Genomic DNA, 25283 nt, shown 5'->3' on the forward strand with positions numbered 1-25283 from the left:
AGGGGCTGCGATACGCTATCATTCGGGCATTTTTCAGGGGGTACACGCGGATGCTCAACGGCCTTTGGCTTGGCTTTTTCCTGGTGGCGGCGGTGTCCGCCCTGGCCCAATGGCTGGTAGGCGGGAACGCTGGCATCTTCGCGGCAATGGTCGAAAGCATCTTCGCCATGGCCAAGCTGTCGGTCGAGGTGATGGTGCTGCTGTTCGGCACACTGACCCTGTGGCTGGGCTTTCTGAAGATCGCCGAGAAGGCCGGTATCGTCGAATGGCTGGCCAAGGTGCTGGGCCCGCTGTTTGCCCGCCTGATGCCGGAGGTGCCGCCCGGCCACCCGGCTCTTGGCCTGATAACCATGAACTTCGCCGCCAACGGTCTGGGCCTGGACAACGCCGCCACGCCGATTGGGCTCAAGGCCATGCGCGCGCTGCAGGAGCTGAACCCCAGCAGCACCACCGCGAGTAACGCGCAGATCCTGTTCCTGGTGCTCAACGCCTCGTCGCTGACGCTGCTGCCAGTCACTATCTTCATGTACCGGGCCCAGCAGGGCGCGCCAGACCCGACCATGGTGTTTCTGCCCATCCTGCTGGCGACCAGCGTCTCGACCCTGGTCGGCCTGCTGTCGGTGGCAGTGATGCAGCGTTTGCGCCTGTGGGACCCGGTGGTACTTGCCTACTTCATCCCCGGCGCCTTGCTGCTGGGAGGGTTCATGGCCTTTCTCGGCACTTTGTCGGCGGCCGCGCTGGCCAGCCTGTCGTCTATCCTGGGCAACCTCACGCTGTTTGGCGTGATCATGCTGTTCCTGGTGATAGGTGCCCTGAAGCGGGTGAAGGTGTATGAAGCCTTTGTCGAAGGCGCGAAGGAAGGCTTCGATGTGGCCAAGAACCTGCTGCCCTACCTGGTGGCGATGCTGGTGGCGGTGGGTGTGCTGCGCGCCTCTGGTGCCCTGGAGCTGGCCCTGGACGGTATCCGTCATGCGGTGAACTGGATGGGCCTGGACACCCGCTTTGTCGAGGGCTTGCCCACCGCGCTGGTCAAGCCGTTCTCTGGCAGCGCAGCACGGGCCATGCTGATCGAGACCATGCAGACCCAAGGCGTGGACAGTTTCCCGGCCTTGGTGGCGGCAACGGTTCAGGGCAGCACCGAAACCACCTTCTACGTACTGGCCGTGTACTTTGGCGCCGTGGGCATCCAGCGCGTGCGCCATGCGGTAGGCTGCGCACTGCTGGCCGAGTTGTCCGGGGTGATCGCGGCGATCTTCGTCTGCTACTGGTTCTTCGCCTGAACCTTCAACTGATCCTGGTTGGCCTGGGCAATCGTCCAGTTCACCACCTGCCCCACCAGCTGGTCGCTGGCCTGACCAAAGCCGGCGACCACCGCTGACACCTGTTTGTCGGCAAGGGGCTGGCGAATCTCGAAGCGCTTGCTGGCCAGGATGCGCTGGTTGCGCCCCTGAACCAGACGGGCATCGTAGCGGATCACCACTTCCACCGCCCCGCCCGGGCGGTATTCACTCTGAAACGCCTGCAACTCGCCAGCCAGCTCGTAGTCGGCCTGCAGGTTGCTGTCGTCGGCACTCAAGCGCTGCACCTGGCCGTCACGCTGGAAACCATCGAGCAGGCGGTTGCGTAGCAGTACCGGGGCCGCATCGCTCCAGCGCGCGCCCTTGTAACTGCTGACCACATCGCCTTGGGGAATGACGGCAATGCGCGGGCCAGCCAACACCTCACTGGCCAGCGGCTTGTTCAGGCGCAATGACCAGTCCAGCGGCGCCGCTGTGCGGCTGGGCTGGTTCACCGGCAGGCGGTAGAGGTCGACGGGCTCGGTCTGGGGCAGGATCGAGCAGGCACTGGCCAGGCTCAGCGAGGCCGCCAGGGCCAGCAGGCGCAACGACGGTTTCATGGCTGGAACTCCTTGTTGTTGTCGCGGCCGAGCAGGTAGCCGCTCGGGTCGGCCTCCAGTTGCCGGGAAATGCCTTTGAGCGCGTTGAGGGTTTCGCGCAGCTCGCGAATGGCTGGGGTTAGCTGGTTCAGGCCTTGTGCGCCGTCGCCGAGGGCCTCGCTGTTGTTCTTGAGCAGGTTGTTGATGGTTGCCGTACTTTCAGCCAGTGACTGCATGGCCTGCTCGGCGCTGCCGATCGCCTGTTTGCCTTGGCTGCCGAGCAGGCCGTTGGCGTTGCGCATCAGCGCCTGGGTTTCGGCCAGGGTCGCGCTGGCCTGCTTGCCCACCTGCACCAGCTGTTCGATGGCCTCGGCGATGCCACCGTGCTGCCCGGCAAAGGCGCCGGTGGTCTTGTCGAGGTTGGCCAGGGTGTTGCTGAGGTGGCCGATGTTGTCTTCCGAGAACATCTGGTTGGCGTTGTGCAGCAGCAGGTTGACGTTGGTGACGAGATCGCTGCTGTCATTGAGCAGGCGCGAGATCGGCGACGGCGAGGCAATGATCACTGGCAGCTTGCCGTCCTTGCCCTTCAGTTCAGGGCTGTGCGGAGTGCCGCCGCTCAGCTGGATGAACGAGTTGCCTGTCACGCCGGCCAGGGTCAGCTTGGCCTGGGTGTCTTCTTTCACTGGGGTGTCGCCGCTCAGGCGCACCCGGGCCAGTACCCGACGCGGGTCCTTCGGGTCCAGCCGCAGGGTAGATACATCACCCACCTTGATACCGTTGTACTGCACCGGGCTGCCGCGCGACAGGCCGGAAACGGCTTCGTTGAACACCACTTCGTAATCCTTGAAGGCGTCATCGACACTGGACTTGGTCAGCCATAGGCCGAACAGCATGGCACCAGCCACCACCAGGACGGTGACCAGGCCGATAAGGACATGATGGGCTCGGGTTTCCATTGCTCAGCGCTCCTGCCTGGCACGGGTGGCAGCCTGCTCGGCTGCGCGCCCGCGTGGGCCGTGAAAGTATTCTTGAATCCAGGCGTCGTTGGTCTGCTCGACCTCGGCCAGCGGGCCGGCCACCAGGACCTTTTTTTGCGACAGCACCGCGATGCGGTCGGTAATGGTGTACAGGGTGTCGAGGTCGTGGGTGATGAGGAACACCGACAGGCCCAGCGCATCACGCAGCGTCAGGATCAGCTGGTCGAATGCGGCGGCGCCGATCGGGTCCAGGCCGGCGGTGGGCTCGTCAAGGAACAGGATGTCCGGGTCCAGTGCCAAGGCGCGAGCCAGCGCTGCACGCTTGATCATGCCCCCTGACAGCGAGGACGGGTACTTGTCGGCGGCCGAGATTGGCAACCCGGCCAAGGCCAGCTTGACGCCGGCCAGGTGCTCGGCATCGGCGCGGGACAGCCCGGCGTGTTCGATCAACGGCAAGGCCACGTTTTCGGTGACGGTCAGCGAAGAGAACAGTGCGCCCTTCTGGAACAGCACGCCGAAGCGCCGTTCGACCAGTGAGCGCTGTTCTTCGCGCAGGCCCGCAAGGTCCTGGCCGAACACCTTGATCAGCCCTTCATTGGGCCGGCGCAGGCCAATGATGCTGCGCAGCAGTACCGACTTGCCGCTGCCCGAACCACCGACCACGGCCAGGATTTCGCCACGGTAAAGGTCCAGGTCGAGGTTTTCATGCACAACCTGGCGGCCGAAACGGTTGCAGATGCCGCGGGCTTCGATCACTTTTTCCCGAGCATTCACCAGCCCATCTCCATGAAGAACAGGGCGGCCACGGCGTCCAGGACGATGACCACAAAAATCGACTGCACCACCGCAGAGGTGGTGTGTGCGCCCACCGATTCGGCGCTGCCGCTGACCTTGAAGCCTTCGAGGCAGCCGATGGCGGCGATCAGGAAGGCGAAGAACGGCGCCTTGGCCAAGCCCACCAGGAAGTGCTGCACGCCTATATCGGTTTGCAGCAGCGAGAGGAACATCGCCGGCGAGATGCCCAGCGACAGGGCGCATACCACTGCACCGCCGACAATGCCGCAGATCATCGCGATGAAGGTGAGCAAGGGCAGTGAAATCAGCAGTGCCAGTACCCGTGGCACCACCAGCAGCTCCATCGGGTTCAGGCCCAGGGTACGGATGGCGTCGATTTCCTCGTTGGCCTTCATCGAGCCGATCTGCGCGGTGAAAGCGCTGGCGGTGCGGCCGGCCATGAGGATGGCGGTCAGCAGCACGGCGAACTCGCGCAGGAACGAGAACGCCACCAGGTCCACGGTGAAAATGGTCGCGCCGAATGCGGCCAGTACCGTGGCACCGAGGAAGGCCACCACCGCGCCCACCAGGAAGGTCAGCAAGGCGACGATGGGGGCCGCGTCCAGCCCGGTCTGTTCGATATGTGCCACAACCGGCGTGAGGCGCCAGCGGTGCGGTGTCAGGGCGCGGCGTAGCAGGGTCTCGAGGATGACACCGATGAAACCGAGCAACTGCATGGAGTCTTGCCACAGTGTGCCGACGGCACGGCCGATGCGTTCCAGCAGCATCAGCAGGACGTTGCGCTCGGGCTCCTTGACCGGGATGCAGTAGTCCTGGACCGAGCAGTAGACGTTCTTGAGCAGTGCGCGGCTGGCTTCGGGCAGGTCCTCGGCACAGTGTGACAGGCGTTCTGAGCCGAGCAGCTCGGCCAGCAGCGAGGCCCCGGCGGTGTCCAGGCGGCCCAGCTGGCTGAGGTCGGCGACGGCGTCAGCAGTGTAGTGCGCGCGTAGCTGCTCGCTCTCGCGCCTGAGGCTGGCGTAGTGCGCCAGTGTCCAGTCACCGGTTATGCGCAGGCAGGCCGGTTGGCTGCTGGCATCCAGGGTGGCGCTGGGTGGGGTCATAGGCTCCATGCAATTGACTCGGCGCTAAGGCTTAAGGGCTGATCATAGCGCAGCCGGCATGGGCTGTTAGGTGATTATGTGCTGTGTGTTGATGCCCCGGGGGCGCATAGCGCCCCTTTCATTTACTGCGCTGGCGTGTCGTCGACCACCTTGAAACGCAGTACCCCAATCACCTGGCCATCTTCGGTCAGCACCCTCACCTGCCACTTGCCCACCGGGTTTGGCGGGAAGTTCTGCTTGTGGGTCCAGGCCCGGTAGCCTTCCTTGCGCCCGCCATGGATGTCCAGGGCGATGCGGTCCACCTCTTTGCCGTCCTTTTGCCACACATGGTAGATCCGCTCGTTCAGGCCGCGTGGTGCGTTGATGGCGGTGTAGGCGTACAGGCCGCTGCTGCGTATGCGGCTGGCGGCAATTTCGTCCAGCGACTCGCCGGGCTGGCGGTTCAGCACTTCGGTACTCACCGCCACCTCGGTCATCCACAGGGTTGCTGGCGGTACCCAGGAGCGCAGCAGCCAGCCCCCGGCACCGACCGACAGGGTGACCAGCACCAGCGCCACGGCGCGGCGCCAGTTGTTGATCGGGAAGCTGCTGGCCAGGCTGGGGAAAGACAGCGCCATGGCCGCGATCAGGGCCAGCTTGAAACTCTGCGCGGTGGTCAGGTGCAGGATGATCGGCAGCGCGGTCAGCAGGGCGGCGAACAGCGTCAGGGTATGCAGCGCCAGGAACAGCCAGCGCCGTGGTGCCAGCCATTTGTAGTACAGCGGATCGATGATCGAAATCAGGCCTGCGGCACCGAGCAAACCGGTGAACACCAGCTGGCCGCTGTTCCAGGTGGTGGTGATGAAGAAGAACGGCAGCACGAAGAACAGCGTTTCCTGGTGGATCATCTGCGTCGCGTAGCGCAACAGCGGCTGCGGGATTTCGCGGTTGAAAGTACGCGCGAACAAGCCGGTGAGGGTGTTTTCCAGCATCAGCCAGACCCAACTGACCAGCATGAGCACGGCAACCCAGCTGGCCAGGCCGGCTTGGCGGTCGACCAGGATGAAGCTGCCTATACCGGAGAGAAAACCGCCGAGCGCGATGATGCCGGGGTAGCGTTTGAGCAGTTCGATGATGCGCTGGACGATATGGGGAATTTGGGGCATTAGGGGCTACAACAGAAAGGATGAGTTGGCTGTCCGGGCCCCTTCGCGGGCATGCCCGCTCCCACAGGGTTCGGCGATAATGCAGTCCCTGTGGGAGCGGGCGTGCCCGCGAAGGAGGCGGTACTGGCAAAAGGATACCGCCGATTCACCGCTGCCGTGTAGCACCACTCGGCCGTTCAGGCCCATGCCGCCGCCAGCGAAGCAACCCTGCTGCCAGGACCACCCCCACAAGCAAGGCGATCAAGCCGTAAAGCTCGTCATAGCCAAGCAACGGCTTCTCGATGCGCACATAGCCATCTTCCTTGAGCAGTTCTTTCAGCGCCTCGTTGGCCTGTTCAAGGCTGACCTGGCGCAACTTGCGCACCGGGTTCGCAAAACGCCCGTCGGTATAGTCGTTCAGCGCTCCCCAGTAGTAGTCGGCCAGGGCACTGTTGCCCTGGGTGCTCCAGCTTTCCTTGGCCACGCTGGCGTCCTTGATGCGGGCGAAGGTGTCCGGGTCGAGGCCTTCCTTGCGAAGGTGTTCGAACAGGGCCTGCATCACCTTCACTGCCTTGTCGATGTCATCGCGCTCCAGGTCGGCGTTGAGGCTGAGCAGGCCGGTGTCGCCAAAGCTCTCACGCTGCACCGTGGGTCCGTAGGACAGCCCGTTGCGCAGGCGCAGCTGGTCGTACAGCGCCCAGTCCAGGTAGCGTGACAGCAGGTCGAGGGTGGCCTGGTGGTCGTTGTCCAGCACCGGTTCGATGAACAGCCAGTGCAGCTTGACGCCATCGCCCAGCCAGCCGCGGGTCAGGTCGCGACGCTGCTCCGCCTGTTGGGTGATGCTTTCAAGGTTGCGGCGCTCTTCCGGTTCAGTGGCGGGTAGCTCGCCAAAGGTGCGCTCTAGATAGGCCGGTAAGAGGCGGTCAAGGCCACCGACCATGATCAGGGTCATGTTGTTGGCGGCGTACCAGCGATCACGCAAGGCTTGCACCTGCTCCAGGGTCATGTCGTCGATATTGGAGCGCTCCGGGCATTTCAGGCCCAGCTCGGTGGCCAGCTGGTCGCTGGCAGGGTGGCCGATGTCCTGGCGGTCGAGCCAGCGCTGCAGGTGGCCATAATGGCCGCCATCTTCGCGCTCGATGATGCGCTTGGCAGTGGTCAGGGCTTTGGCGTCGATGCGGGTTTCGCGGATAACCGCCAGCAGCAGGTCGAGGACCTTGCGCTGGTTGCGCGCCGGGGCTTCGATGACAAAGGTGGTGTCGGCGCTGCTGGTGTAGGCGTTCCACTCGCCACCCAGCGCTTGCAGGCGCTCTTCCAGGCCGCCCTCGCCCGTTTCGTCAATGCCGCTGAACAGCAGGTGCTCAAGCAGGTGAGGCAGTTCTTTCTGCTCGCAATCGAAGTCGTCCAGGCCCACCCCGACCACCAGGCGGATTGCCACGTGGTCACGTTCGTAGCCGTTTTTCAGGATGATCTGCAGGCCATTGGGCAGCAGGTAGCCCTCGACTCGCGAGCGGTCGAGGGCCAATGAGGGCAGGCTGCAGATCAGCAGGCAAACGAACATCAGGCAACGCATGGGCGAGCGAGGGTCCTTTTGTAGGCAGAATCAGGGCAGACGGGCTTCGTCCGGTACGCTGTCGAGCATCAGGCCGCCGGTGTCCGAGCCGCCTAGTACCACATAGGCACTGCTGCAGAACAAAGAGTTCAACCGTTTCATGTCGGCAATCAGTTCCAAGTGTAGCGAACTGGTCTCGATGCTTTGCACCACCTTACGCTGCAAGCGGCTGACATGGGCGTGCGCCAAGCGCCGTTCCTGGGCGCGAAAACGGCGTTTTTCCCGCAGCAGCAAGCGGGCGCTTTCCGGGTCGGCGCTGAGAAACACCGACAGGCCCAGGCGCAGGTTGGCCAGTAATTGCTCCTGCAGGCCGGTCAGCTCCTCCAGGCCTGTTTGGGAAAACTCCCGGCGCTGGCTGGTTTTTTGCTGCTGGACCTTGCGCAACATGCGCTCGATCAGGTCGCAGGCCAGCTTGAGGTTGATTGCCAGTTCGATGATCTCCGCCCAGCGGCGGTTGTCCTGCTCGCTAAGGTCTTCGCGGGACATCTGCGCCAGGTACAGTTTGATCGCGCTGTACAGGGCTTCGGCGTCTTCGGCCAAGGCGCGAACCTGCTGTGGCAGGGCGGTCTGGGTTCCGCGCAGGGCGCCGAGCATGGCTTCGAGCAGGCTGTCGACGATATCGCCCAGGCGCAGGGTTTCGCGGGCGGCGTTGGCCAAGGCCAGGCTGGGCGTTTCCAGTGCCGAAGCGTCCAGATGGCGTGGGCGCACTTGCCCGTTACCGGTTTCGCGCTCAGGCAGCAGTGTATTGCACAGCCGGCCCATGAGTTTGACTGTGGGTAGCATCAGCAGGCAGCGCAGCGTGTTGTAGAGCAGGTGAAAGCCGATGACCAGCTCTTGTGGGCTGAAGCTGAGCGAGTCCATCCACTCCACCAGTGGGTGCAGCACCGGGATGATCAGCACCAGGCCAAACAGCTTGTACAGCAGGCTGCCCAAAGCTACCCGGCGCCCGGCGGTGTTCTGCATGCTGGTGCTGATGAAGGCCAGCAAGCCACTGCCGATGTTTGCGCCGACCACCAGGCCGATGGCCACCGGCAGGCTGATGACTTCGGCGCCGGCCAATGTCGCAGTGAGCAGCACGGCGGCCAGGCTGGAATAGGAAATCATGGCGAACATGGCGCCTACCAAGGCGTCCAGCATGATGTCGCCGGTCAGCGAAGCAAACAGCACTTTTACGCCTTGTGCATGGGTGATAGGCGCAGCTGCCTGCACGATCAGCTCCAGTGCCAGAATGATCAGGCCAAGGCCGATACCTACCCGACCTAATTGGCCAGCGCGCGTCTGCTTGCGCGAGAGGAAGAAAATAACGCCCAGGAAGATCAGCAGCGGTGACAGCCACGACAGGTCGAAGGTCAATACCCGGGCCATCAACGCGGTACCCACATCGGCACCCAGCATGATCGCCAGGGCCGGGGTCATGGCCATCAGGCCCTGGCCGACGAAAGACGTGACCAACATGGCGGTGGCGTTACTGCTTTGCACCATGGCGGTGACCAGAATACCGGCTATGAAAGCCAACGGACGCTTGTCCATGTTCTGGCTGATGATGCGCCGCAGGTTCGAACCGAATACCCGAAGGATGCCGGTACGCACGATGTGGGTGCCCCAGACCAGCAGCGTCACGGCCGAAAGCAGGTTGAGCAGGGTCAACATGGCGAAGGCCCCCTGTTGCACTGGCCCATAGGGCCCAGAAAAAGAAACGTGAGCGTTTGAAGAATTTTCGGTGCTCACTCAAAGCTTTAGTTGTTTTGCGCAGCTGTTGCCAGCTTCGCATGGCAGTCATTTATTTGAAACACATGGAAATGAATGATTGCCTGTGCGCGCTTTTTTGCGGGGTGAACCCGCTCCCACAGGGATCGTGTTCAGAAAGCGGGCATGAAAAAGGGCCCCGAACGAAGGGCCCTTTGGTTTTCCTGCACTCCCTGGTTTTATTGACCCGGGATGTCCTTGCGCAGTTTCACCGGCTCCTGTTCTGTGCCTTTCTTGCGGGCCGAGGCAGTGCGCATGCGGATGTTGATAGCTTCCACTGCCAGCGAGAAGGCCATGGCGAAGTAGACATAACCCTTGGGTACGTGCACCTCGAAAGCCTCGGCGATCAGCACGGTACCGACCACGATCAGGAACGACAGTGCGAGCATTTTCAGCGACGGGTGTTTGTCGATGAAATTGCTGATCGCACCGGCGCACAGCATCATCACCAGCACGGCTACGACGATGGCGGCGATCATCACCGGTACGTGGGAAACCATGCCCACTGCGGTGATTACCGAGTCCAGCGAGAACACGATGTCGATGATGGCGATCTGGATAATGGTGTAGAAGAACTTGCCACCTGCGCCTTTTGGCTCATCCGGGCTTTCGTCCTCGCCTTCCAGGCCGTGGTAAATCTCTTGCGAGCTTTTCCACAGCAGGAACAGGCCACCGAAGAACAGGATCAGATCACGTCCGGAGATGCCCTGGCCGAACACCACGAACAGGTCGGCAGTAAGGCGCATGACCCAGGTAATCGACAGCAGCAGCATGATGCGGGTGACCATGGCCAGGGCCAGGCCAAAGATCCGGGTGCGCGGCTGCATGTGCTTGGGCATGCGGCTGACCAGGATCGAGATCATGATGATGTTGTCGATACCGAGGACGATCTCAAGCGCGGTAAGGGTAAAAAAGGCAACCCAGATTTCCGGGCTGGTCAGCCATTCCATGTAATTTCCTTCGAGCGGTAATGGCGACGCGCCCCGGTGGGACGCGTCGCGTAGGTGATACGTCAGTATTAAAGACTACTGAACAGCGGGAAAATCCCCATCAGCAGTGCGGCGAGCATTATGCACAGGCATACCAGCACTGCCCACTTGAGCGTGAAGCGCTGATGATCGCCGAACTCGATACCGGCCAGGGCCACCAGCAGGTACGTGGAGGGTACCAGCGGGCTGAGCAGGTGTACCGGCTGCCCGACGATCGACGCACGGGCCATTTCCACCGGGGTGATGCCGTAGTGGCTGGCGGCTTCGGCCAGCACGGGCAGTACGCCGTAGTAGAAGGCATCATTGGACATGAAGAAGGTGAACGGCATGCTCACGATCGCGGTGATTACCGCCAGGTATGGGCCCAGCGCTTCTGGGATGACTGCCAGCAGGCTCTTGGACATGGCGTCGACCATGCCGGTACCCGACAGGATGCCGGTGAAGATGCCGGCGGCGAAGATCAGCCCGGTCACGGCCAGCACGCTGCCAGCGTGGGCGGCTATACGGTCCTTCTGCTGTTGCAGGCACGGGTAGTTGACGATCATGGCGATGCTGAAGGCGATCATGAACAGCACTGGCAGCGGCAGCACACCGGCGATCAGCGCGACCATCAGGGTGGCGGTCAGCGCACCGTTGAAGTACAGCAGTTTGGGCCGACGTGCTTCCGGAAATTGCGAAACGGTGATTTCGCTGTGGTCGATGTCATCGGTCGGCAGGTGCAGCTCGCCCAGGCGGGCACGTTCCCGTTTGCCGTACATGTAGGCAATGGCCAGGATCGCCAGCACGCCGAACAGCATGGCCGGGATCATTGGCACGAAGATGTCCGACGGGTCGACGTGCAGGGCGCTGGCGGCGCGGGCAGTGGGGCCACCCCACGGGGTCATGTTCATGACCCCGCCGGCGAGAATGATGAGGCCGGCCATGATCCGCGGGCTCATCCCCAGGCGGCTGTACATGGGCAGCATGGCGGCGCAGCAGATCATGTAGGTCGTGGCGCCGTCACCGTCGAGGGAGACCACCAAGGCCAGCACGGCAGTGCCGACAGAGACTTTGAGCGGGTCGCCCTTCACCAGCTTCAGGATCTTGCGCACGGCCGGGTCGAACAGGCCAGAGTCGATCATCAGGGCGAAGTACAGGATGGCGAACATCAGCATCACGCCGGTAGGTGCGAGCTTGCTGATGCCTTCGAGCATCATGGGGCCGATCTTGGCAGAAAAGCCCCCGAACAGGGCAAACAGGATGGGTACCAGAATCAACGCGATCAAGGCCGACAGGCGCTTGGTCATGATCAGGTACATGAAGGTGATGACCATGGCAAAGCCGAGGAAGGTCAGCATGGCAATACTCCAGGCGTGGCGCGGCGAAAGGAAAGTCGATTCGGGCGGATCAGCGCGTCAGGCGCTGCGCGGGGAGCATACGGAGAGGTACTGCAGGAAGGCGGGCACAGGAATACATCAGAATCACCATTGTTGTTGTTGATTGGGCCGGGCGCGGTATTTACCGGTGCCCTGGCTGACCGGTCTTGTGCCGGTAGTGGGGGCTATCCTATGAGGGCAAGCTTTCAGCCAGCTTTCGCTGAAGCAAAGGCGACGAGAGGTAGGTGATGCAGAATGTGACCGAAGGGGGCTGTCATTGCGGCGCCTTGCGTTACCGATTGGAGGGTGACCTGACAGACGTTGCCCACTGCCATTGTACGATCTGCCGCCGGGTAAGCGGCGGGCTGGTGGTCACCTGGCTCACCCTGCCCGGTTCGGGGTTCAAGTGGCTGGCGGGCGACCCCAACTGCTATGTGGCGCCGGCCAGTTGCAACCGGTACTTCTGCGGGCATTGCGGGGCGCATGTGGCGCTGGTGACTACGCACAGCCCTGAGACGGTTGACGTGACGGTGGCGACGCTGGATCACCCCGAGCGGGTGCGGGCCACCCGGCATATCTGGGTGGGTAGCCGGCTGCCCTGGTTGCATCTGGATGAAGATTTGCCAGAAGAGGATGGCGAAAGCCAGTAAGCAATTGTGCTGGTGCTGCAGGCCCTATCGCCGGCAAGCCAGCCTCTACAGGTACTGCGCAGTACTCAAGGCCTGTGCAGAATGTGTGGGAGCTGGCTTGCCGGCGATAGGGCCGGTACAGCCTTCCTTACAATTGCAGGCCACCCGCAGCTTTATGCAGCGCCCGCAAATGCTCACCGATCTGTTTCACATTGGCCTCGACGGCGGCAATTTCCTTGGCGCGCGATGGCTCCAGCAATGCCCTCACCTCTTTGTCCAGGCTGGTACTCAAGCGCAACAGCTGTGCCTGGCGTTCGCTGCTCACCTGCTCAAGGTGCTTACGCTCCTCGGGTTGTGGCAGCCCGTAGCCTTTGGCATCGAGCAATTCTGCAGGGCGGCTGAGGAAACCGCTGTTCGCGAGCATCTGCTTGAGGGTGGCGTCAGCTTTGTTGATGCTGCCATCTTTCAGCGCCGCTGCATTCAGGTAGCGCTGCTTGACCTCGTCCTGGGCCAGCAGCAACTGCCGGCGCAGGCTGGCCTGTTCCAGCAGCAGCAACGCAGCGCTGGTGCGCAGGTCGGCTTTGGCGAACCAGGGGCGGCGTTGCTCGGCATCCAGGGCCAGCCAGTCTTCCACCAGGGCCTGCTTGATCGGCAGCTGCTTCCTCAGTACCTCGAACATCGCCTGGTAGCGGTCTCGGTAGGAATCGAAGCGGTAGCCAAGGCGTAATGCCTCGCGCGGGTTGTCCAGCACGCTGGTATCGGCCAGCCCCCTGCCCTTGAGCACGGCCAGCAAACCGTTGGGCATGATGCTGTCGAGGTCGTTCAGGCGTGGGTTGGCGGTGCCGCTGCGCAGCAGTTTCAACGACTCCACCGCACAGTTGTTGGACAGGAACCAATAGTTGCCGTCATAGCTCCAGTGCATCTCGGCTGCCTGACGCACCAGGCTCTCGACTTCTTCGCGGCTGAGCCTCAAGGGTACCGAGGCCAGGCTACGCAGTTCGGTCTTGGTGTACTCATCGATCACCTGCCCCAGCGGCAGTACGAACAATCGCGAGGGGTAGACACCGACCAGGCCGTCCCAGCTGGACAGCTGCACATCGTTGACGAAGGCGCGGTACGACAGCACCAGGCTCTGGTCGAGGTCAAGGCGGCAGTCCGGCCCGCGTGGGCGGCCGGGCTTGCAGATCACCAGACGCAGCATGCTGTGGCCCCAACGGCTGACCAGGTTCTGGTTGGCTTCGGCCAGCAGGTAGTCCACTTCATAGACCCGCTCGGGATCGATTTCACCCAACGGCTGGCGAGCGAAGTCGCTGCCAGCGTTGATGAACGGCAGGCCCTTGGCGCAAGTGTCCTGTTGGGGGGCCCAACCGAAGTGCTCGCGCAGATACTGGTTCAGCGCCGGGCGGCGACAACCGTAGCTTGGGTCGAGGAGAAAATACTCCATGTTGACCGCGATGTACTCCTTGGGGCTGCTCAGTTCATAACTGTCGGGGCTGCGCACGAACTGGCCGTTGTGCTGTTCGCGCTCGCCGCGTCGGCCCACGTACTGCTGCCAGCCGGCCAGGTCGAGCAGGCGCGGGTCGTCGCTAAGGGTGAAGCGGCGCTCGGCTTGGCCGCGGCACGCTTCTGGCAGGCCGATCTTGCCCAGCGTGCCTTGCTGGCGCTTGCAGCGGGCAATCAGCGAATTCTCGGCAGCGGGCCACAGGCGGGCACGGTCGTAGATATGGGTGAGCTCGTGCAACACGGTGGCCAGCAGTTCTTCACGCACTGTGCCGTGTGGGCGATTGGTACGCTCGGTTGCGGCGCTGCCGTCGGTGAGGCTGGGCAGCAGGCGACGGTTGAGCTCAAGGGTGGACACCAGCGATGCCTGGCCGTAGGCATCGGCCGGCATGGTGTCGCTCCAGCTCACCCGCACGCGGCGGTCCAGCTGCTGCTTGAAGCGAGGGGGCAGTTTGCCCATGGCCTCGTCAAGCAGTGCCTGGGTGGCTTGGGTTTGTTGTGGGTCGAGGCCCGATGCCTGCAGCTGGAGCTGCAGGTCGGCCAATGCGGGCGTACCGAGCAGCGTCAGGGCGCAGCCGAGCAGCCAGGTACGCATGCGGTTCACAGCGCGAGGATGGCTTCAGCCAGTACCTGGTCGCTGGCGCCACGTGCTTCAGGCACACGCTCGCGCAGAGTGTTGAAGGCGGCCTCAAGCTGGACACCGCGAATGTCGCCATTGCTGGCGACGAAGCTGGCGGCGTCATCGTGCGCTTCGCGGACTACTTTGGAGTCGCGAATCGAGGTGGTGGTGTCTGAGGTGAAGTCGATCGAGCGGCCAAAGGCACGCACGATGATGTTGCTGGTGGCCACCAAGGTCTGTGCATGGGCCAGGTCGGCCAGCAGCAACATGCCGAGGCTAGCGGCAATCAGCGGTTTACGCATGGAGCATCTCCGAAAAAATACAGGGAGTCAGATGTAGCTATTGGACGAGAATTGCCTGCGCCAGTTCCAGGTCGCCGACGGCGTGCTGTGAACAATTGTGGCGTAATGATTCCAGCGCGGCTTCCAGCCGAACACCGCGGATCTGGCCGTCGCTGGCAACGAAGGCAGCAGCATCATCGCGCGCCTGGCGAACCAGCTTGCGATCGAACGGTGCGCTGGTGACCTGGCTGGTGACATAGCCAGTGATGACCATGCCTTGCGTGGTGGTATCCATGGCATGGGCACTGGCCATACCTGCAACAGAGAACAGCAGTGGCAACAGATAACGCATGGGCTCTACAACGGCTGGGAACGTGGGTGACAGAAGCGCGTGTAACTGGGCAGGTGCTGAGCAGCGCAGTTGCACGGCTTATTCGGGGTCAGAGCGCCAGGATAGCCTGGGCCAATTGCGCGTCGCTGGCTTGCAGGTCAGGCATCTGCGAACGGATGTGCAAAAAAGCGCTTTCCAGCTTGGCCCCACGGATGTCGCCCTGGCTGCCAACGAAGCTGGCGGCGTCGTCACGGGCGGCCTGCACGATCTTGTCGTCTTTGAACGAAGAGGTGACGTCGGAAGTGGCATCGGTGGATGCGGCCACTGCGCCGACAACGGCGTCGGTGGTGACAACGAAGCTGGTGGCGTTTGCGGTGCCGGCCAGGCTCAGCATCAGGGCGGCGCCAATCAGGTATTTACGGGACATGATGGTGGACTCCTGGACTAGGGTCGGGTGGTGGTGCTTATCGGACGCTGACACAGCTCGTCACGGTACGTTTAACAGCGGCTTTCAACAGACTGTTAAGCCAAGCGTATCACGCGCCGTTGTTTGTGGAAGTTAATGAACGGCACGCCAGTAAACTGTGCTGGCTTGTTTTGTGTTTATAAAAACTGTACCTATTGACCTTGAAGCGCTCTGCCGCGCGGCCTGGACATAAAAAAACCCGTCGCAGTCACCTGCAACGGGTTTGGGAATTCGCGGTGCCGGCCTAAGCCGGCAAGCCGGTGCTTAGCGCCAGAAAGGCTTGCTCAGCTCTTCGTAACGCTGCGACTCGCTGATACCGGCGTCGGCCAGCAGACGGCTGTCCAGGCGAGCCAGTTGACGGCGGCTGGCCATACGGCGCTGCCACAGCAGCAGGGTAGACAGCGCGCGCAGCGGCATCGAGGTGTTGGATTGCTGGGCGTTGCTTTCAAAAACCAGACCGGAACTGAGGGTACGTTCCATGATGCTTCATCCTTCCGCTTATGGCGGGATTAGGTAGTGATTTAACTGATGCCAATGATCCTCCTCTGCTGTCCATAACAGTAGATACAGTTCTGTAGTAAGACGATGGCTCAGTTAACTGTGTAACCCTACTGTTGCACTCGAAAATGGCGTAACTGTACCGGTCCGCACTTTGTTGGTGCGTTTTAACGTTGGATAGCGGCGTTTACAGGTATAGCGAGGCAAGGCAACCAGTACAGTAGTACAGTTTTATTTGGTCGCAGTGAATGGGTGTACGAGTAGAAGGATTTGACTGTCATGGCCCTTTTGCGGGTTTGCCCGCGAAGAGGCCGGAACAGCAGAAGCAGGGCTGCTGTTCCGTCCAGTATTTGGGTCAGCTAGCCAGCATACGGCCAGTTTCTTCCAGATTTTCGTGCCAGCTCAGCGCTTCGCGCAGGATGTGCGGGGTATGGCCGCCACGCTGGCACGCACGCTCGAAGTAATCGTTCAGCGCAGCGCGGTAGTCCGGGTGCACACAGTTGTCGATGATCGCCCGTGCCCGCTCGCGAGGCGCCAGGCCACGCAGGTCGGCCAGGCCTTGCTCGGTAACCAGGATGTCTACGTCATGCTCGGTGTGGTCGACATGGCTGACCATCGGCACCACGCTGGAAATCGCGCCGCCCTTGGCAATCGACTTGGTGACGAATACGGCCAGGTGGGCGTTGCGGGCGAAGTCACCCGAGCCGCCGATGCCGTTCATCATCCGGGTGCCGCACACGTGGGTGGAGTTGACGTTGCCGTAGATATCGAACTCCAGTGCGGTGTTGATCCCAATAATCCCCAGACGACGTACCACTTCCGGGTGGTTGGAGATTTCTTGCGGGCGCAGCACCAGCTTGTCCTTGTATCGCTCCAGGTTGCCGAAAACGTCGGCATTGCGGCGGCCGGACAAGGTGATCGAGCTGCCCGACGCGAAGCTCAGCTTACCGGCGTCGATCAGGTCGAAGGTGGAGTCCTGCAGTACTTCGGAGTACATGGTCAGGTCTTCGAACGGCGACTCGATCAGGCCGCACATCACCGCGTTGGCGATGCTGCCAATACCGGCTTGCAGTGGGCCGAGCTTGTTAGTCATGCGGCCAGCTTCAACTTCTTGCTTGAGGAAGTTGATCAGGTGGTCGGCGATGCCTTGGGTTTCGTCATCCGGCGGCAGTACGGTGGACGGGGAGTCCGGCTGGTTGCTGATGACAATGCCGACAATCTTGGCCGGGTCGATCGGGATGGCGGTGCTGCCGATGCGGTCGTCGACCTTGACCAGTGGGATTGGCGTGCGGGTCGGGCGGTAGGTCGGGATGTAGATATCGTGCAGGCCTTCGAGGTTGGGGTTGTGCGAGAGGTTGATCTCGACAATCACCTGCTTGGCAAAGATCGCGAAACTGGCCGAGTTGCCTACCGACGTGGTTGGCACGATGTGGCCTTGCTCGGTGATGGCCACGGCCTCGATCACCGCAATGTCCGGAAGCTTCAGCTGCTGGTTGCGCAGTTGTTCGACAGTTTCCGACAGGTGCTGGTCGATGAACATCACCTGGCCGTCGTTGATGGCCTTGCGCAGGGTGCTGTCAACCTGGAACGGCATGCGGCGAGCCAGCACACCGGCCTCGGTCAGCTGCTTGTCCAGGTCGTTGCCCAGGCTGGCGCCGGTCATCAGGCTGATTTTCAGTGGCGACTGCTTGGCACGTTCGGCCAGGGCATGCGGTACGGCCTTGGCTTCGCCGGCGCGGGTGAAACCGCTCATGCCGACGGTCATGCCGTCCTCGATCAGACCAGCGGCATCAGCCGCACTCATTACCTTGCTGTGCAGGGAGGACAAGCGGATACGATCACGGTACATGGATTGTTATCTCGGGCTACTGAAACTACTGCAGCGCAGTCTAGAGATTTCGCCCATTGCCGTCCCACGACCATGGTCGTATGAGAAGCCTTGAAGTCGAGCCGTTGATCCGGATCAATAAAAGGAAAGCCCCGGCAGAATCTGACCGGGGCTTCCTTTATATCAGTTGGTTTGCAGCCGTGGTTTTCACTCCACGGCCTTCACCATGTCCTCGATGACTTTCTTGGCGTCACCAAACACCATCATGGTCTTGTCCAGGTAGAACAGTTCGTTGTCCAGGCCGGCATAGCCGCTGGCCATGGAGCGCTTGTTGACGATGATGGTCTTGGCTTTGAACGCTTCGAGGATTGGCATACCGGCAATTGGCGATTTGGGGTCGTTCTTCGCCGCCGGGTTGACCACGTCGTTGGCGCCCAGCACCAGCACCACGTCGGCCTGGCCGAATTCGGCGTTGATGTCGTCCATCTCGAACACCTGATCGTACGGTACTTCGGCCTCGGCCAGCAGCACGTTCATGTGCCCGGGCATGCGGCCCGCCACGGGGTGGATGGCGTACTTCACGGTTACGCCGTTGTGGGTCAGCTTCTCGGTCAGCTCCTTCAGCGCGTGCTGGGCACGGGCCACCGCCAAGCCGTATCCCGGGACGATGATCACGCTGTCGGCGTTGCTGAGCAAGAAGGTGGCATCGTCGGCCGAACCGGACTTCACGGGGCGCTGCTCTTTCGAGCCTTGCGCCGCGCCGGCATCGGTATCGCCGCCAAAGCCCCCAAGGATGACGTTGAAGAACGACCGGTTCATCGCCTTGCACATGATGTACGAGAGGATGGCACCGGACGAACCCACCAGGGAGCCTGCGATGATCAGCATCGAATTGTTCAGGGAGAAGCCGATACCGGCCGCCGCCCAGCCCGAATAGCTGTTGAGCATCGACACCACCACGGGCATGTCGGCGCCGCCGATCGGGATGATGATCAGCACGCCCATGACGAAGGCCAGGGCCAGCATCAGGGTGAAGGCGCTGTAATGACCAGTGAAGGTGAACAGCAGGCCCAGGGCGATGGTGGTCAGGCCCAGGATCAGGTTCAGCTTGTGCTGGCCGGGGAACTGTACCGGTGCGCCCTGGAACAGGCGGAACTTGTACTTGCCCGACAATTTGCCGAAGGCGATTACCGAACCGGAGAAGGTAATGGCGCCGATGGCTGCGCCCAGGAACAGCTCCAGGCGGTTACCGGTGGGGATCGGGTCGGTGATCGCGGCAACGATGCCCATCGACTGCGGCTCCAGCACGGCAGCGATGGCAATGAACACCGCAGCCAGGCCGATCATGCTGTGCATGAAGGCGACCAGTTCCGGCATCTTGGTCATCTCGACGCGCTTGGCCATGATCGAACCCGCGGTACCACCGACCAGCAGGCCGACGATGACATAGCCAATACCGGCGGTGGCCAGCTCGGCGCCCAGCTTATAGATGAGGCCAACCGTGGTGAGCATGGCGATGCCCATGCCGATCATGCCGAACAGGTTGCCGCGCCGTGAGGTGGTTGGGTGCGACAGGCCCTTGAGCGCCTGGATGAAGCACACCGAAGCGACCAGGTACAGAAGTGTTACCAGATTCATGCTCATGCTTACTTCTGCCCCTCGTTCTTGGCTTTCTTCTTGAACATCTCAAGCATGCGGCGGGTGACCAGGAAGCCACCGAACACATTGACCGCAGCCAGGGCTACGGCGAGAGTGCCCATGAGCTTGCCGGCTGGGGTCACAGTCAGCGCGGCAGCAAGCATGGCGCCGACGATTACGATGGCAGAGATGGCATTGGTCACGGCCATCAGCGGCGTGTGCAACGCCGGGGTGACGTTCCACACCACGTGGTAGCCCACATAGATGGCCAGCACGAAGATGATCAGGTTGTAGATGCCATGGGAAATCAGCATGTCTTCCATTGTCGTGCTCCTTAGCCGTTCTTGCGGACGACTTGACCATCACGGCACATGAGGCAGGCCGCGACGATGTCGTCTTCGAGGTTGATGACCAGTGCGCCGTCCTTGTCGAACAGCAGTTTCATGAAGTCCAGCAGGTTGCGCGCATACAGCGCCGAGGCATCGGCACCCAGCTGGGCCGGCAGGTTGGTCGGGCCGACGATGGTCACGCCATTCTCCCGTACTACCTGATCAGCAACGGTGAGTGGGCAGTTGCCACCCTGGGCTGCGGCGAGGTCGATGACCACCGAGCCGGGCTTCATCTGCGCCACGGTCTCGGCACTGAGCAGGGTTGGAGCCTTGCGGCCGGGGATCAGTGCGGTGGTAATGACGATGTCCGCCTGCCTGGCTCGCTCGTGCACGGCTTGGGCCTGGCGTTGCATCCAGCTGGCTGGCATCGGTCTGGCGTAACCGCCGACGCCTTCGGCGCACTCGCGCTCCTCATCGGTCTCGTAAGGCACGTCGATGAACTTGGCACCCAGCGACTCGATTTGCTCCTTCACTGCCGGGCGTACGTCGGACGCTTCGATCACCGCACCCAGGCGCTTGGCGGTGGCGATGGCCTGCAGGCCGGCAACGCCCGCCCCCAGGATCAGCACGCGCGCGGCCTTCACGGTACCTGCAGCGGTCATCAGCATGGGCATGAAGCGTGGGTAGTGATGGGCCGCCAGCAACACAGCTTTGTAACCCGCGATGTTGGCCTGTGACGACAGCACGTCGAGGCTCTGCGCCCGCGAGGTGCGGGGAGCGGCTTCCAGGGCGAAAGCGGTGATGCCGCGTTCGGCCATCTTGGCGATCAGTTCGCTGTTGAAGGGGTTGAGCATGCCCGCCAGGAGGCTGCCACTGTTGATCAGGGCCAGCTCCTGGTCGTTGGGTGCGACCACTTTGAGTACCAATTGGGCGCCGTATGCATCGGCTGCGCTCCCTAGGGAAGCGCCTGCGGCCTCATAGGCACTGTCCGGAATGCTGGCGTTGAGCCCTGCCCCCCGTTGGACGGTGACCTGATGGCCTTGGCCAATCAGTTTCTTGATGGTTTCCGGGGTCGCAGCGACCCTTGTCTCACCGGTCTGCGTCTCGAGAGGAACACCAATGTGCACGACTATTTCTCCTGCGGTGACCTTTTGTCTTTGTATGAGCCAGCACACTTCGGATGGTGCGCTGGGGCGGCTGTGGAGCGCCGACCCGCCGATTCCCGGGCGGGCGAAGCATTTTGCAGACGAACCCGGGGGCCTTCAACCGGTTATGGAGCGAAACGAAGTTAAAACTACAAGTCACCCTGTGACCGCTTGTCGCAGCGGTAAGGCTCCAGCCCGTCAAGCATGGGCTATTGGCAGATTAGGAGAAAAAATCAAAAATATTTGGGTTGATACGCTTACGGCACGGTGAATGTCGCAAAATCACCCGCAAAGCCGCGTGGTTAGCAGGGTTAAAGGGTATTTCCAGGCGGACATAACAGTTTATGGATATGCGACAAATACATATATCTGTAGGTGTTTAAAATAATTGACTACAGGGTCAATTTGTCGCACTTCATCAAGCTGTTGCGGTGTAGGCCCAGGCCTGGCTCACCAGCCAGTCTCGGAAGGCGCGCAGCGAAGCTGACTCTACCTTGCGATCCGGAATCATCAGATAGTAGGCCTTGTCGCTGATCAGGGCATGCCTGTTAGCGACCACCAGCCTACCCTCCCCCAACTCGCGCTGGATCAGGAACGGTGGGATCAGTGCGACCCCCATTTCATGTATGGCCGCCTGGGCGAGCATCGAGAATAGTTCATAACGCGGGCCTGTCATGTCGCGTGGCACATTCATCCCTAGGCTGCCGAACCACTGCCGCCAGGCGTAGGGGCGCGTGCTTTGCTGCAGCAGTGGCAGTTGGGCGATGCGCTGTGCTTCGAGTATGCCCTGCCCGGCCAGCAATGCCGGGCTGCAGACGGGGACCGGGTTCTCCCCCATCAGCCGGTGCGACTGGGTGCCGGACCAGTCGGCATCACCGAAATAGATTGCGGCATCGAAGGGGGTGTCGGCGAACAGGAATGGCCGGGTGCGGTTGGTGAGGTTGACCGTCACCTCTGGGTGGCGTTGCTGGAAGTCCTTGAGGCGCGGAAGCAGCCATTGGGTACCAAAGGTAGGCACTACGGCCAGCTCGATCACGCTGGCGCCCTGCTGACCCATCACCGACAGGGTGTCGCGCTCTACCGCGTCCAGTTGAGCGGCAACCTGACGACTGTAGGACAGGCCGGCCTCGGTCAGCTTCACGCCGCGGCGGGAACGGCGGAACAGTTCCACATTCAGAAAAGCCTCGAGGCCGCCGATCTGCCGGCAAACGGCACCCTGGGTCAGAGCGAGTTCCTGGGCGGCCTTGGTAAAGCTCTCGTTGCGTGCCGCCGCCTCGAAGCAAACCAGAGCGGTGGTACTGGGGATCTTGCGGCGCATGTACGTCAACCTCACTCGTAAGGCTGTCTTTGTGGTGTTTTGCCGATTTACGAAGTGACAAATTATCACTAATTGGTGCGCAATCCTCGTTTGTCCCGGCGGCCGATCAGGCCTAGGCTCAAAGGCACAAGAAACTGCCCCCTATTACGAGGATTTCGCTCATGGCCGGTAAAGCAAGCTTCCACTGGATCGACCCACTGCTGCTGGATCAACAGCTCACTGAAGAAGAGCGCATGGTGCGTGACAGCGCTTATCAGTTCGCCCAGGACAAGCTTGCCCCGCGTGTGCTCGAGGCTTTCCGCCACGAGCAGACCGACCCGGCGATCTTCCGGGAGATGGGTGAAGTCGGCCTGCTGGGTGCCACCATTCCCGAACAGTACGGTGGCAGTGGCCTGAACTACGTGTGCTATGGGCTGATTGCCCGAGAGGTCGAGCGTATCGACTCGGGCTACCGTTCGATGATGAGCGTGCAGTCGTCGCTGGTGATGGTGCCCATCAATGAATTTGGTACCGAGGCCCAAAAGCAGAAGTACTTGCCCAAGCTGGCCAGTGGCGAGTGGATCGGTTGTTTTGGTCTGACCGAGCCCAACCACGGCTCCGACCCTGGCTCGATGATCACACGTGCCAGGAAGGTCGACGGCGGCTACCGTCTGACCGGCAGCAAGATGTGGATCACCAACAGCCCGATCGCTGATGTGTTCGTGGTGTGGGCCAAGGACGATGCAGGGGATATCCGCGGCTTTGTCCTGGAGAAGGGCTGGCAGGGCCTCAGTGCCCCGGCCATTCATGGCAAGGTCGGCCTGCGTGCCTCGATCACCGGTGAAGTTGTCATGGACAATGTGTTCGTGCCAGAAGAGAACATCTTCCCGGATGTGCGCGGCCTCAAAGGCCCGTTCACCTGTCTCAACTCTGCCCGTTACGGCATCTCGTGGGGGGCGTTGGGTGCGGCCGAGGCGTGCTGGCACACCGCGCGTCAGTACACCTTGGACCGTCAGCAGTTCGGCCGCCCCCTGGCTGCCAACCAGCTGATCCAGAAAAAGCTGGCCGACATGCAGACCGAAATCACCCTGGCGCTGCAAGGCTGCCTGCGCCTGGGGCGCATGAAGGATGAAGGTACCGCTGCTGTGGAAATTACCTCGATCATGAAGCGCAATTCCTGCGGCAAGGCGCTGGATATCGCTCGCATGGCGCGCGACATGCTGGGTGGCAACGGCATTTCCGATGAGTTTGGCGTGGCCCGTCATCTGGTAAACCTGGAGGTGGTCAACACCTATGAAGGTACTCACGACGTGCATGCACTGATCCTGGGGCGTGCGCAGACCGGTATCCAGGCCTTCTATTAATAAGGAGCCAGCCCATGGGCGCGCTATCACATCTGCGGGTGCTGGACCTTTCGCGCGTGTTGGCCGGCCCATGGTCTGGCCAGATTCTCGCTGACCTGGGCGCTGACGTTATAAAGGTGGAGCGCCCGGGCAGTGGTGACGATACCCGCGCGTGGGGGCCGCCTTTCCTCAAGGATGCCGAGGGTGAAAACACCAGCGAGGCGGCTTACTACCTGTCGGCCAACCGTAACAAGCGTTCGGTGACCATCGACTTCACCCGGCCTGAAGGGCAGCGCCTGGTGCGTGAGTTGGCGGCGAAGTCCGATATTGTCATCGAGAACTTCAAGGTGGGTGGTTTGGCGGCCTATGGGCTGGACTACCAGAGCCTGAAGGCGATCAACCCGCAGCTTATCTATTGCTCCATTACCGGTTTCGGCCAGACCGGCCCGTATGCCAAGCGTGCGGGTTATGACTTCATGATCCAGGGGCTGGGTGGGCTGATGAGCCTGACCGGCCGCCCGGAGGGTGAGGAAGGCGCGGGGCCGGTCAAAGTGGGTGTGGCGCTTACCGACATCCTTACCGGGCTGTACTCAACGGTGGCCATGCTTGCCGCCCTTGCCCATCGGGCGCAGACCGGGGTGGGCCAGCATGTCGACATGGCGTTGCTCGATGTACAGGTAGCCTGCCTGGCGAACCAGGCCATGAATTACCTGACCACGGGCAACCCGCCTCGGCGCCTGGGCAATGCGCACCCCAATATAGTGCCCTACCAGGACTTCCCGACGGCGGATGGCGACTTCATTCTTACCGTGGGCAACGACAGCCAGTTCCGCAAATTCGCAGAAGTGGCCGGGCAGCCACAATGGGCGGACGATCCACGCTTCCTGACCAATAAGCAGCGGGTGGCCAACAGGGCCGAGCTGATTCCACTGATCCGCCAGGCCACAGTATTCAAGACAACCGCCGAATGGGTTGCCCAGCTGGAGGCTGCTGGGGTGCCGTGCGGGCCTATCAATGACCTGGCGCAGATGTTTCAGGACCCACAGGTGCTGGCGCGTGGGTTGGCGGTGAACATTCCGCATCCATTGGCGGGTAGCGTGCCGCAGGTAGCCAGCCCTATACGGTTGTCGGAGACGCCGGTGGAGTACCGACGGGCGCCGCCGCTGCTGGGTGAGCATACCGAGGCGGTACTGGGGGAAGTGCTGGGGCTGGAGGCAGGTGAGGTGCAGCGCTTGCGGGAGGCCGGCGTGCTGTAGAAGCGGCGGGTGCTATATAAAAGCAGGGAGGCCGCCAGGCCTCCCTGCTTTGCTTTTCAGCGATATTACGGTTTCTTGAAATTAATGGTTGACGCCCTTTCGAATCCCCTTATAATGCGCCCCACTTCCAGCGACATCGGAACGACAAACTCCTTGAGATTCAATGAGTTAGGTAGTTAAGGTGGCGTTGAAAGGGCTACGATCGAATGATCGCAAGCGGTTGAAATGGTGGTTGACAGCGCTTCTAAACGCTGTATGATTCGCCTCCCGCTACGAGAGATCGCAGCGAGCCAAGTGTTTGAAGCTAAACGAGTTTCTCGCAAAAAACTTCAAAATAAACGCTTGACAGGCTCTGAGGAAAGCGTAGAATGCGCGCCTCGGTTGAGACGAAAAGCTCTTAACCAAACGCTCTTTAACAAATCGAATCAAGCAATTCGTGTGGGTGCTTGTGAGTACGGACTGATAGTCAAAAAGATTATCAGCATCACAAGTGACCATGCGAGAAATCACATAGTCATTTGAGATTGCTGAGCCAAGTTTAGGGTTTCT

Annotated in this window: 23 protein-coding genes; 4 read left to right on the forward strand and 19 right to left on the reverse strand. The window is 61.7% G+C overall.

The features are described from left to right. Window positions 1-50: 50 nt before the first annotated feature. Window positions 51-1280: a nucleoside recognition domain-containing protein gene (locus CKW35_RS16035; protein WP_060519857.1), complete on the forward strand. Its 1230-nt coding sequence runs from the start codon at window positions 51-53 to the stop codon at window positions 1278-1280. On the opposite strand, the gene CKW35_RS16040 is transcribed toward CKW35_RS16035, so the two are convergent. The 9 genes from CKW35_RS16040 to CKW35_RS16080 all read right to left on the reverse strand — a co-directional run bounded on the left by CKW35_RS16040 (window position 1262) and on the right by CKW35_RS16080 (window position 11556). Beyond that, the gene (locus tag CKW35_RS16040; RefSeq protein ID WP_016484291.1) at window positions 1262-1897 is read right to left on the reverse strand and encodes an ABC-type transport auxiliary lipoprotein family protein; all 636 of its coding nucleotides are present in this window, start codon (window positions 1895-1897) and stop codon (window positions 1262-1264) included. The genes CKW35_RS16035 and CKW35_RS16040 overlap by 19 nt on opposite strands. After that, window positions 1894-2832 carry an MlaD family protein gene (locus CKW35_RS16045; protein ID WP_016484292.1) on the reverse strand — a complete coding sequence of 313 codons (939 nt, stop codon included), beginning with the start codon at window positions 2830-2832 and terminating at the stop codon, window positions 1894-1896. The genes CKW35_RS16040 and CKW35_RS16045 overlap by 4 nt, the downstream gene beginning before the upstream one ends. Window positions 2833-2835: 3 nt before the next feature. Further along, complete coding sequence (locus CKW35_RS16050; protein ID WP_016484293.1) at window positions 2836-3627, reverse strand: ABC transporter ATP-binding protein; 792 nt, start codon at window positions 3625-3627, stop codon at window positions 2836-2838. Then, the gene (locus CKW35_RS16055) at window positions 3624-4757 is read right to left on the reverse strand and encodes an ABC transporter permease (RefSeq protein ID WP_023047259.1); all 1134 of its coding nucleotides are present in this window, start codon (window positions 4755-4757) and stop codon (window positions 3624-3626) included. Before CKW35_RS16055 ends, CKW35_RS16050 begins: the two co-directional genes overlap by 4 nt. A 113-nt stretch (window positions 4758-4870) precedes the next feature. Further along, window positions 4871-5893, reverse strand: a complete 1023-nt coding sequence (locus tag CKW35_RS16060; RefSeq protein WP_016484295.1) for a DUF5924 family protein — start codon at window positions 5891-5893, stop codon at window positions 4871-4873. 145 nt (window positions 5894-6038) lie between these two features. Then, window positions 6039-7445, reverse strand: coding sequence for a pitrilysin family protein (locus CKW35_RS16065; RefSeq protein ID WP_060519860.1), 1407 nt, complete (start codon window positions 7443-7445; stop codon window positions 6039-6041). A 30-nt stretch (window positions 7446-7475) separates the two neighbouring features. Then, window positions 7476-9134, reverse strand: coding sequence for a Na/Pi cotransporter family protein (locus CKW35_RS16070; protein WP_016484297.1), 1659 nt, complete (start codon window positions 9132-9134; stop codon window positions 7476-7478). 275 nt (window positions 9135-9409) lie between these two features. Further along, window positions 9410-10180, reverse strand: a complete 771-nt coding sequence (locus tag CKW35_RS16075) for a TerC family protein (protein ID WP_016484298.1) — start codon at window positions 10178-10180, stop codon at window positions 9410-9412. A 68-nt stretch (window positions 10181-10248) separates the two neighbouring features. Next, on the reverse strand, window positions 10249-11556 hold the full coding sequence (locus CKW35_RS16080; RefSeq protein WP_095116379.1) for a CitMHS family transporter: 1308 nt from the start codon (window positions 11554-11556) through the stop codon (window positions 10249-10251). A 266-nt stretch (window positions 11557-11822) separates the two neighbouring features. On the opposite strand from CKW35_RS16080, the gene CKW35_RS16085 reads away from it, so the two are divergent. Beyond that, window positions 11823-12224 (forward strand): GFA family protein, encoded by a 402-nt coding sequence (locus CKW35_RS16085; protein ID WP_095116381.1) that lies wholly within the window; start codon window positions 11823-11825, stop codon window positions 12222-12224. Between the two features lie 127 nt (window positions 12225-12351). Here CKW35_RS16085 and CKW35_RS16090 read toward each other — a convergent pair whose 3' ends face one another. The 10 genes from CKW35_RS16090 to CKW35_RS16135 form a co-directional block, all read right to left on the reverse strand. Further along, window positions 12352-14307: a DUF4105 domain-containing protein gene (locus CKW35_RS16090; protein WP_060519863.1), complete on the reverse strand. Its 1956-nt coding sequence runs from the start codon at window positions 14305-14307 to the stop codon at window positions 12352-12354. Continuing rightward, window positions 14304-14624: a DUF2388 domain-containing protein gene (locus CKW35_RS16095; RefSeq protein ID WP_016484302.1), complete on the reverse strand. Its 321-nt coding sequence runs from the start codon at window positions 14622-14624 to the stop codon at window positions 14304-14306. The genes CKW35_RS16090 and CKW35_RS16095 overlap by 4 nt, the downstream gene beginning before the upstream one ends. 37 nt (window positions 14625-14661) lie before the next feature. Beyond that, a complete protein-coding gene (locus CKW35_RS16100; protein ID WP_016484303.1) occupies window positions 14662-14955 on the reverse strand; it encodes a DUF2388 domain-containing protein in 294 nt (97 codons plus the stop codon). An 88-nt stretch (window positions 14956-15043) separates the two neighbouring features. Beyond that, window positions 15044-15361, reverse strand: a complete 318-nt coding sequence (locus CKW35_RS16105) for a DUF2388 domain-containing protein (protein WP_016484304.1) — start codon at window positions 15359-15361, stop codon at window positions 15044-15046. Window positions 15362-15664: 303 nt separating this feature from the next. Beyond that, window positions 15665-15880, reverse strand: coding sequence for a DUF1127 domain-containing protein (locus CKW35_RS16110; protein WP_016484305.1), 216 nt, complete (start codon window positions 15878-15880; stop codon window positions 15665-15667). A gap of 373 nt (window positions 15881-16253) precedes the next feature. Beyond that, window positions 16254-17747 carry an acetyl-CoA hydrolase/transferase family protein gene (locus tag CKW35_RS16115; protein WP_016484306.1) on the reverse strand — a complete coding sequence of 498 codons (1494 nt, stop codon included), beginning with the start codon at window positions 17745-17747 and terminating at the stop codon, window positions 16254-16256. Between the two features lie 186 nt (window positions 17748-17933). Next, window positions 17934-19370: an NAD(P)(+) transhydrogenase (Re/Si-specific) subunit beta gene (locus CKW35_RS16120; RefSeq protein WP_016484307.1), complete on the reverse strand. Its 1437-nt coding sequence runs from the start codon at window positions 19368-19370 to the stop codon at window positions 17934-17936. Between the two features lie 2 nt (window positions 19371-19372). After that, window positions 19373-19687: an NAD(P) transhydrogenase subunit alpha gene (locus tag CKW35_RS16125; RefSeq protein ID WP_016484308.1), complete on the reverse strand. Its 315-nt coding sequence runs from the start codon at window positions 19685-19687 to the stop codon at window positions 19373-19375. An 11-nt stretch (window positions 19688-19698) separates the two neighbouring features. Continuing rightward, on the reverse strand, window positions 19699-20820 hold the full coding sequence (locus tag CKW35_RS16130; protein ID WP_095116383.1) for a Re/Si-specific NAD(P)(+) transhydrogenase subunit alpha: 1122 nt from the start codon (window positions 20818-20820) through the stop codon (window positions 19699-19701). A 436-nt stretch (window positions 20821-21256) separates the two neighbouring features. After that, on the reverse strand, window positions 21257-22156 hold the full coding sequence (locus tag CKW35_RS16135) for a LysR family transcriptional regulator (RefSeq protein WP_016484310.1): 900 nt from the start codon (window positions 22154-22156) through the stop codon (window positions 21257-21259). 161 nt (window positions 22157-22317) lie between these two features. Here CKW35_RS16135 and CKW35_RS16140 point away from each other — a divergent pair, with 161 nt between their 5' ends. Both CKW35_RS16140 and CKW35_RS16145 read left to right on the forward strand, forming a co-directional pair. Next, window positions 22318-23499 (forward strand): acyl-CoA dehydrogenase, encoded by a 1182-nt coding sequence (locus tag CKW35_RS16140; protein WP_016484311.1) that lies wholly within the window; start codon window positions 22318-22320, stop codon window positions 23497-23499. 14 nt (window positions 23500-23513) lie between these two features. Then, window positions 23514-24734, forward strand: coding sequence for a CaiB/BaiF CoA-transferase family protein (locus tag CKW35_RS16145; protein WP_016484312.1), 1221 nt, complete (start codon window positions 23514-23516; stop codon window positions 24732-24734). Window positions 24735-25283 lie beyond the last annotated feature (549 nt).

This window comes from Pseudomonas sp. Irchel 3F3, assembly GCF_900187545.1.
Taxonomy (GTDB): Bacteria; Pseudomonadota; Gammaproteobacteria; order Pseudomonadales; family Pseudomonadaceae; genus Aquipseudomonas; species Aquipseudomonas fortuita.

What these genes read in the sequence shown, in the direction of transcription:
- CKW35_RS16035 (WP_060519857.1), top strand. Translation starts at nt 51, where the DNA reads ATGCTCAACGGCCTTTGGCTTGGCTTTTTCCTGGTGGCGGCGGTGTCC.
- CKW35_RS16040 (WP_016484291.1), bottom strand. Translation starts at nt 1,897, where the DNA reads ATGAAACCGTCGTTGCGCCTGCTGGCCCTGGCGGCCTCGCTGAGCCTG.
- CKW35_RS16045 (WP_016484292.1), bottom strand. Translation starts at nt 2,832, where the DNA reads ATGGAAACCCGAGCCCATCATGTCCTTATCGGCCTGGTCACCGTCCTG.
- CKW35_RS16055 (WP_023047259.1), bottom strand. Translation starts at nt 4,757, where the DNA reads ATGGAGCCTATGACCCCACCCAGCGCCACCCTGGATGCCAGCAGCCAA.
- CKW35_RS16060 (WP_016484295.1), bottom strand. Translation starts at nt 5,893, where the DNA reads ATGCCCCAAATTCCCCATATCGTCCAGCGCATCATCGAACTGCTCAAA.
- CKW35_RS16065 (WP_060519860.1), bottom strand. Translation starts at nt 7,445, where the DNA reads ATGCGTTGCCTGATGTTCGTTTGCCTGCTGATCTGCAGCCTGCCCTCA.
- CKW35_RS16070 (WP_016484297.1), bottom strand. Translation starts at nt 9,134, where the DNA reads ATGTTGACCCTGCTCAACCTGCTTTCGGCCGTGACGCTGCTGGTCTGG.
- CKW35_RS16075 (WP_016484298.1), bottom strand. Translation starts at nt 10,180, where the DNA reads ATGGAATGGCTGACCAGCCCGGAAATCTGGGTTGCCTTTTTTACCCTT.
- CKW35_RS16080 (WP_095116379.1), bottom strand. Translation starts at nt 11,556, where the DNA reads ATGCTGACCTTCCTCGGCTTTGCCATGGTCATCACCTTCATGTACCTG.
- CKW35_RS16085 (WP_095116381.1), top strand. Translation starts at nt 11,823, where the DNA reads ATGCAGAATGTGACCGAAGGGGGCTGTCATTGCGGCGCCTTGCGTTAC.
- CKW35_RS16095 (WP_016484302.1), bottom strand. Translation starts at nt 14,624, where the DNA reads ATGCGTAAACCGCTGATTGCCGCTAGCCTCGGCATGTTGCTGCTGGCC.
- CKW35_RS16100 (WP_016484303.1), bottom strand. Translation starts at nt 14,955, where the DNA reads ATGCGTTATCTGTTGCCACTGCTGTTCTCTGTTGCAGGTATGGCCAGT.
- CKW35_RS16105 (WP_016484304.1), bottom strand. Translation starts at nt 15,361, where the DNA reads ATGTCCCGTAAATACCTGATTGGCGCCGCCCTGATGCTGAGCCTGGCC.
- CKW35_RS16110 (WP_016484305.1), bottom strand. Translation starts at nt 15,880, where the DNA reads ATGGAACGTACCCTCAGTTCCGGTCTGGTTTTTGAAAGCAACGCCCAG.
- CKW35_RS16115 (WP_016484306.1), bottom strand. Translation starts at nt 17,747, where the DNA reads ATGTACCGTGATCGTATCCGCTTGTCCTCCCTGCACAGCAAGGTAATG.
- CKW35_RS16120 (WP_016484307.1), bottom strand. Translation starts at nt 19,370, where the DNA reads ATGAGCATGAATCTGGTAACACTTCTGTACCTGGTCGCTTCGGTGTGC.
- CKW35_RS16125 (WP_016484308.1), bottom strand. Translation starts at nt 19,687, where the DNA reads ATGGAAGACATGCTGATTTCCCATGGCATCTACAACCTGATCATCTTC.
- CKW35_RS16135 (WP_016484310.1), bottom strand. Translation starts at nt 22,156, where the DNA reads ATGCGCCGCAAGATCCCCAGTACCACCGCTCTGGTTTGCTTCGAGGCG.
- CKW35_RS16140 (WP_016484311.1), top strand. Translation starts at nt 22,318, where the DNA reads ATGGCCGGTAAAGCAAGCTTCCACTGGATCGACCCACTGCTGCTGGAT.
- CKW35_RS16145 (WP_016484312.1), top strand. Translation starts at nt 23,514, where the DNA reads ATGGGCGCGCTATCACATCTGCGGGTGCTGGACCTTTCGCGCGTGTTG.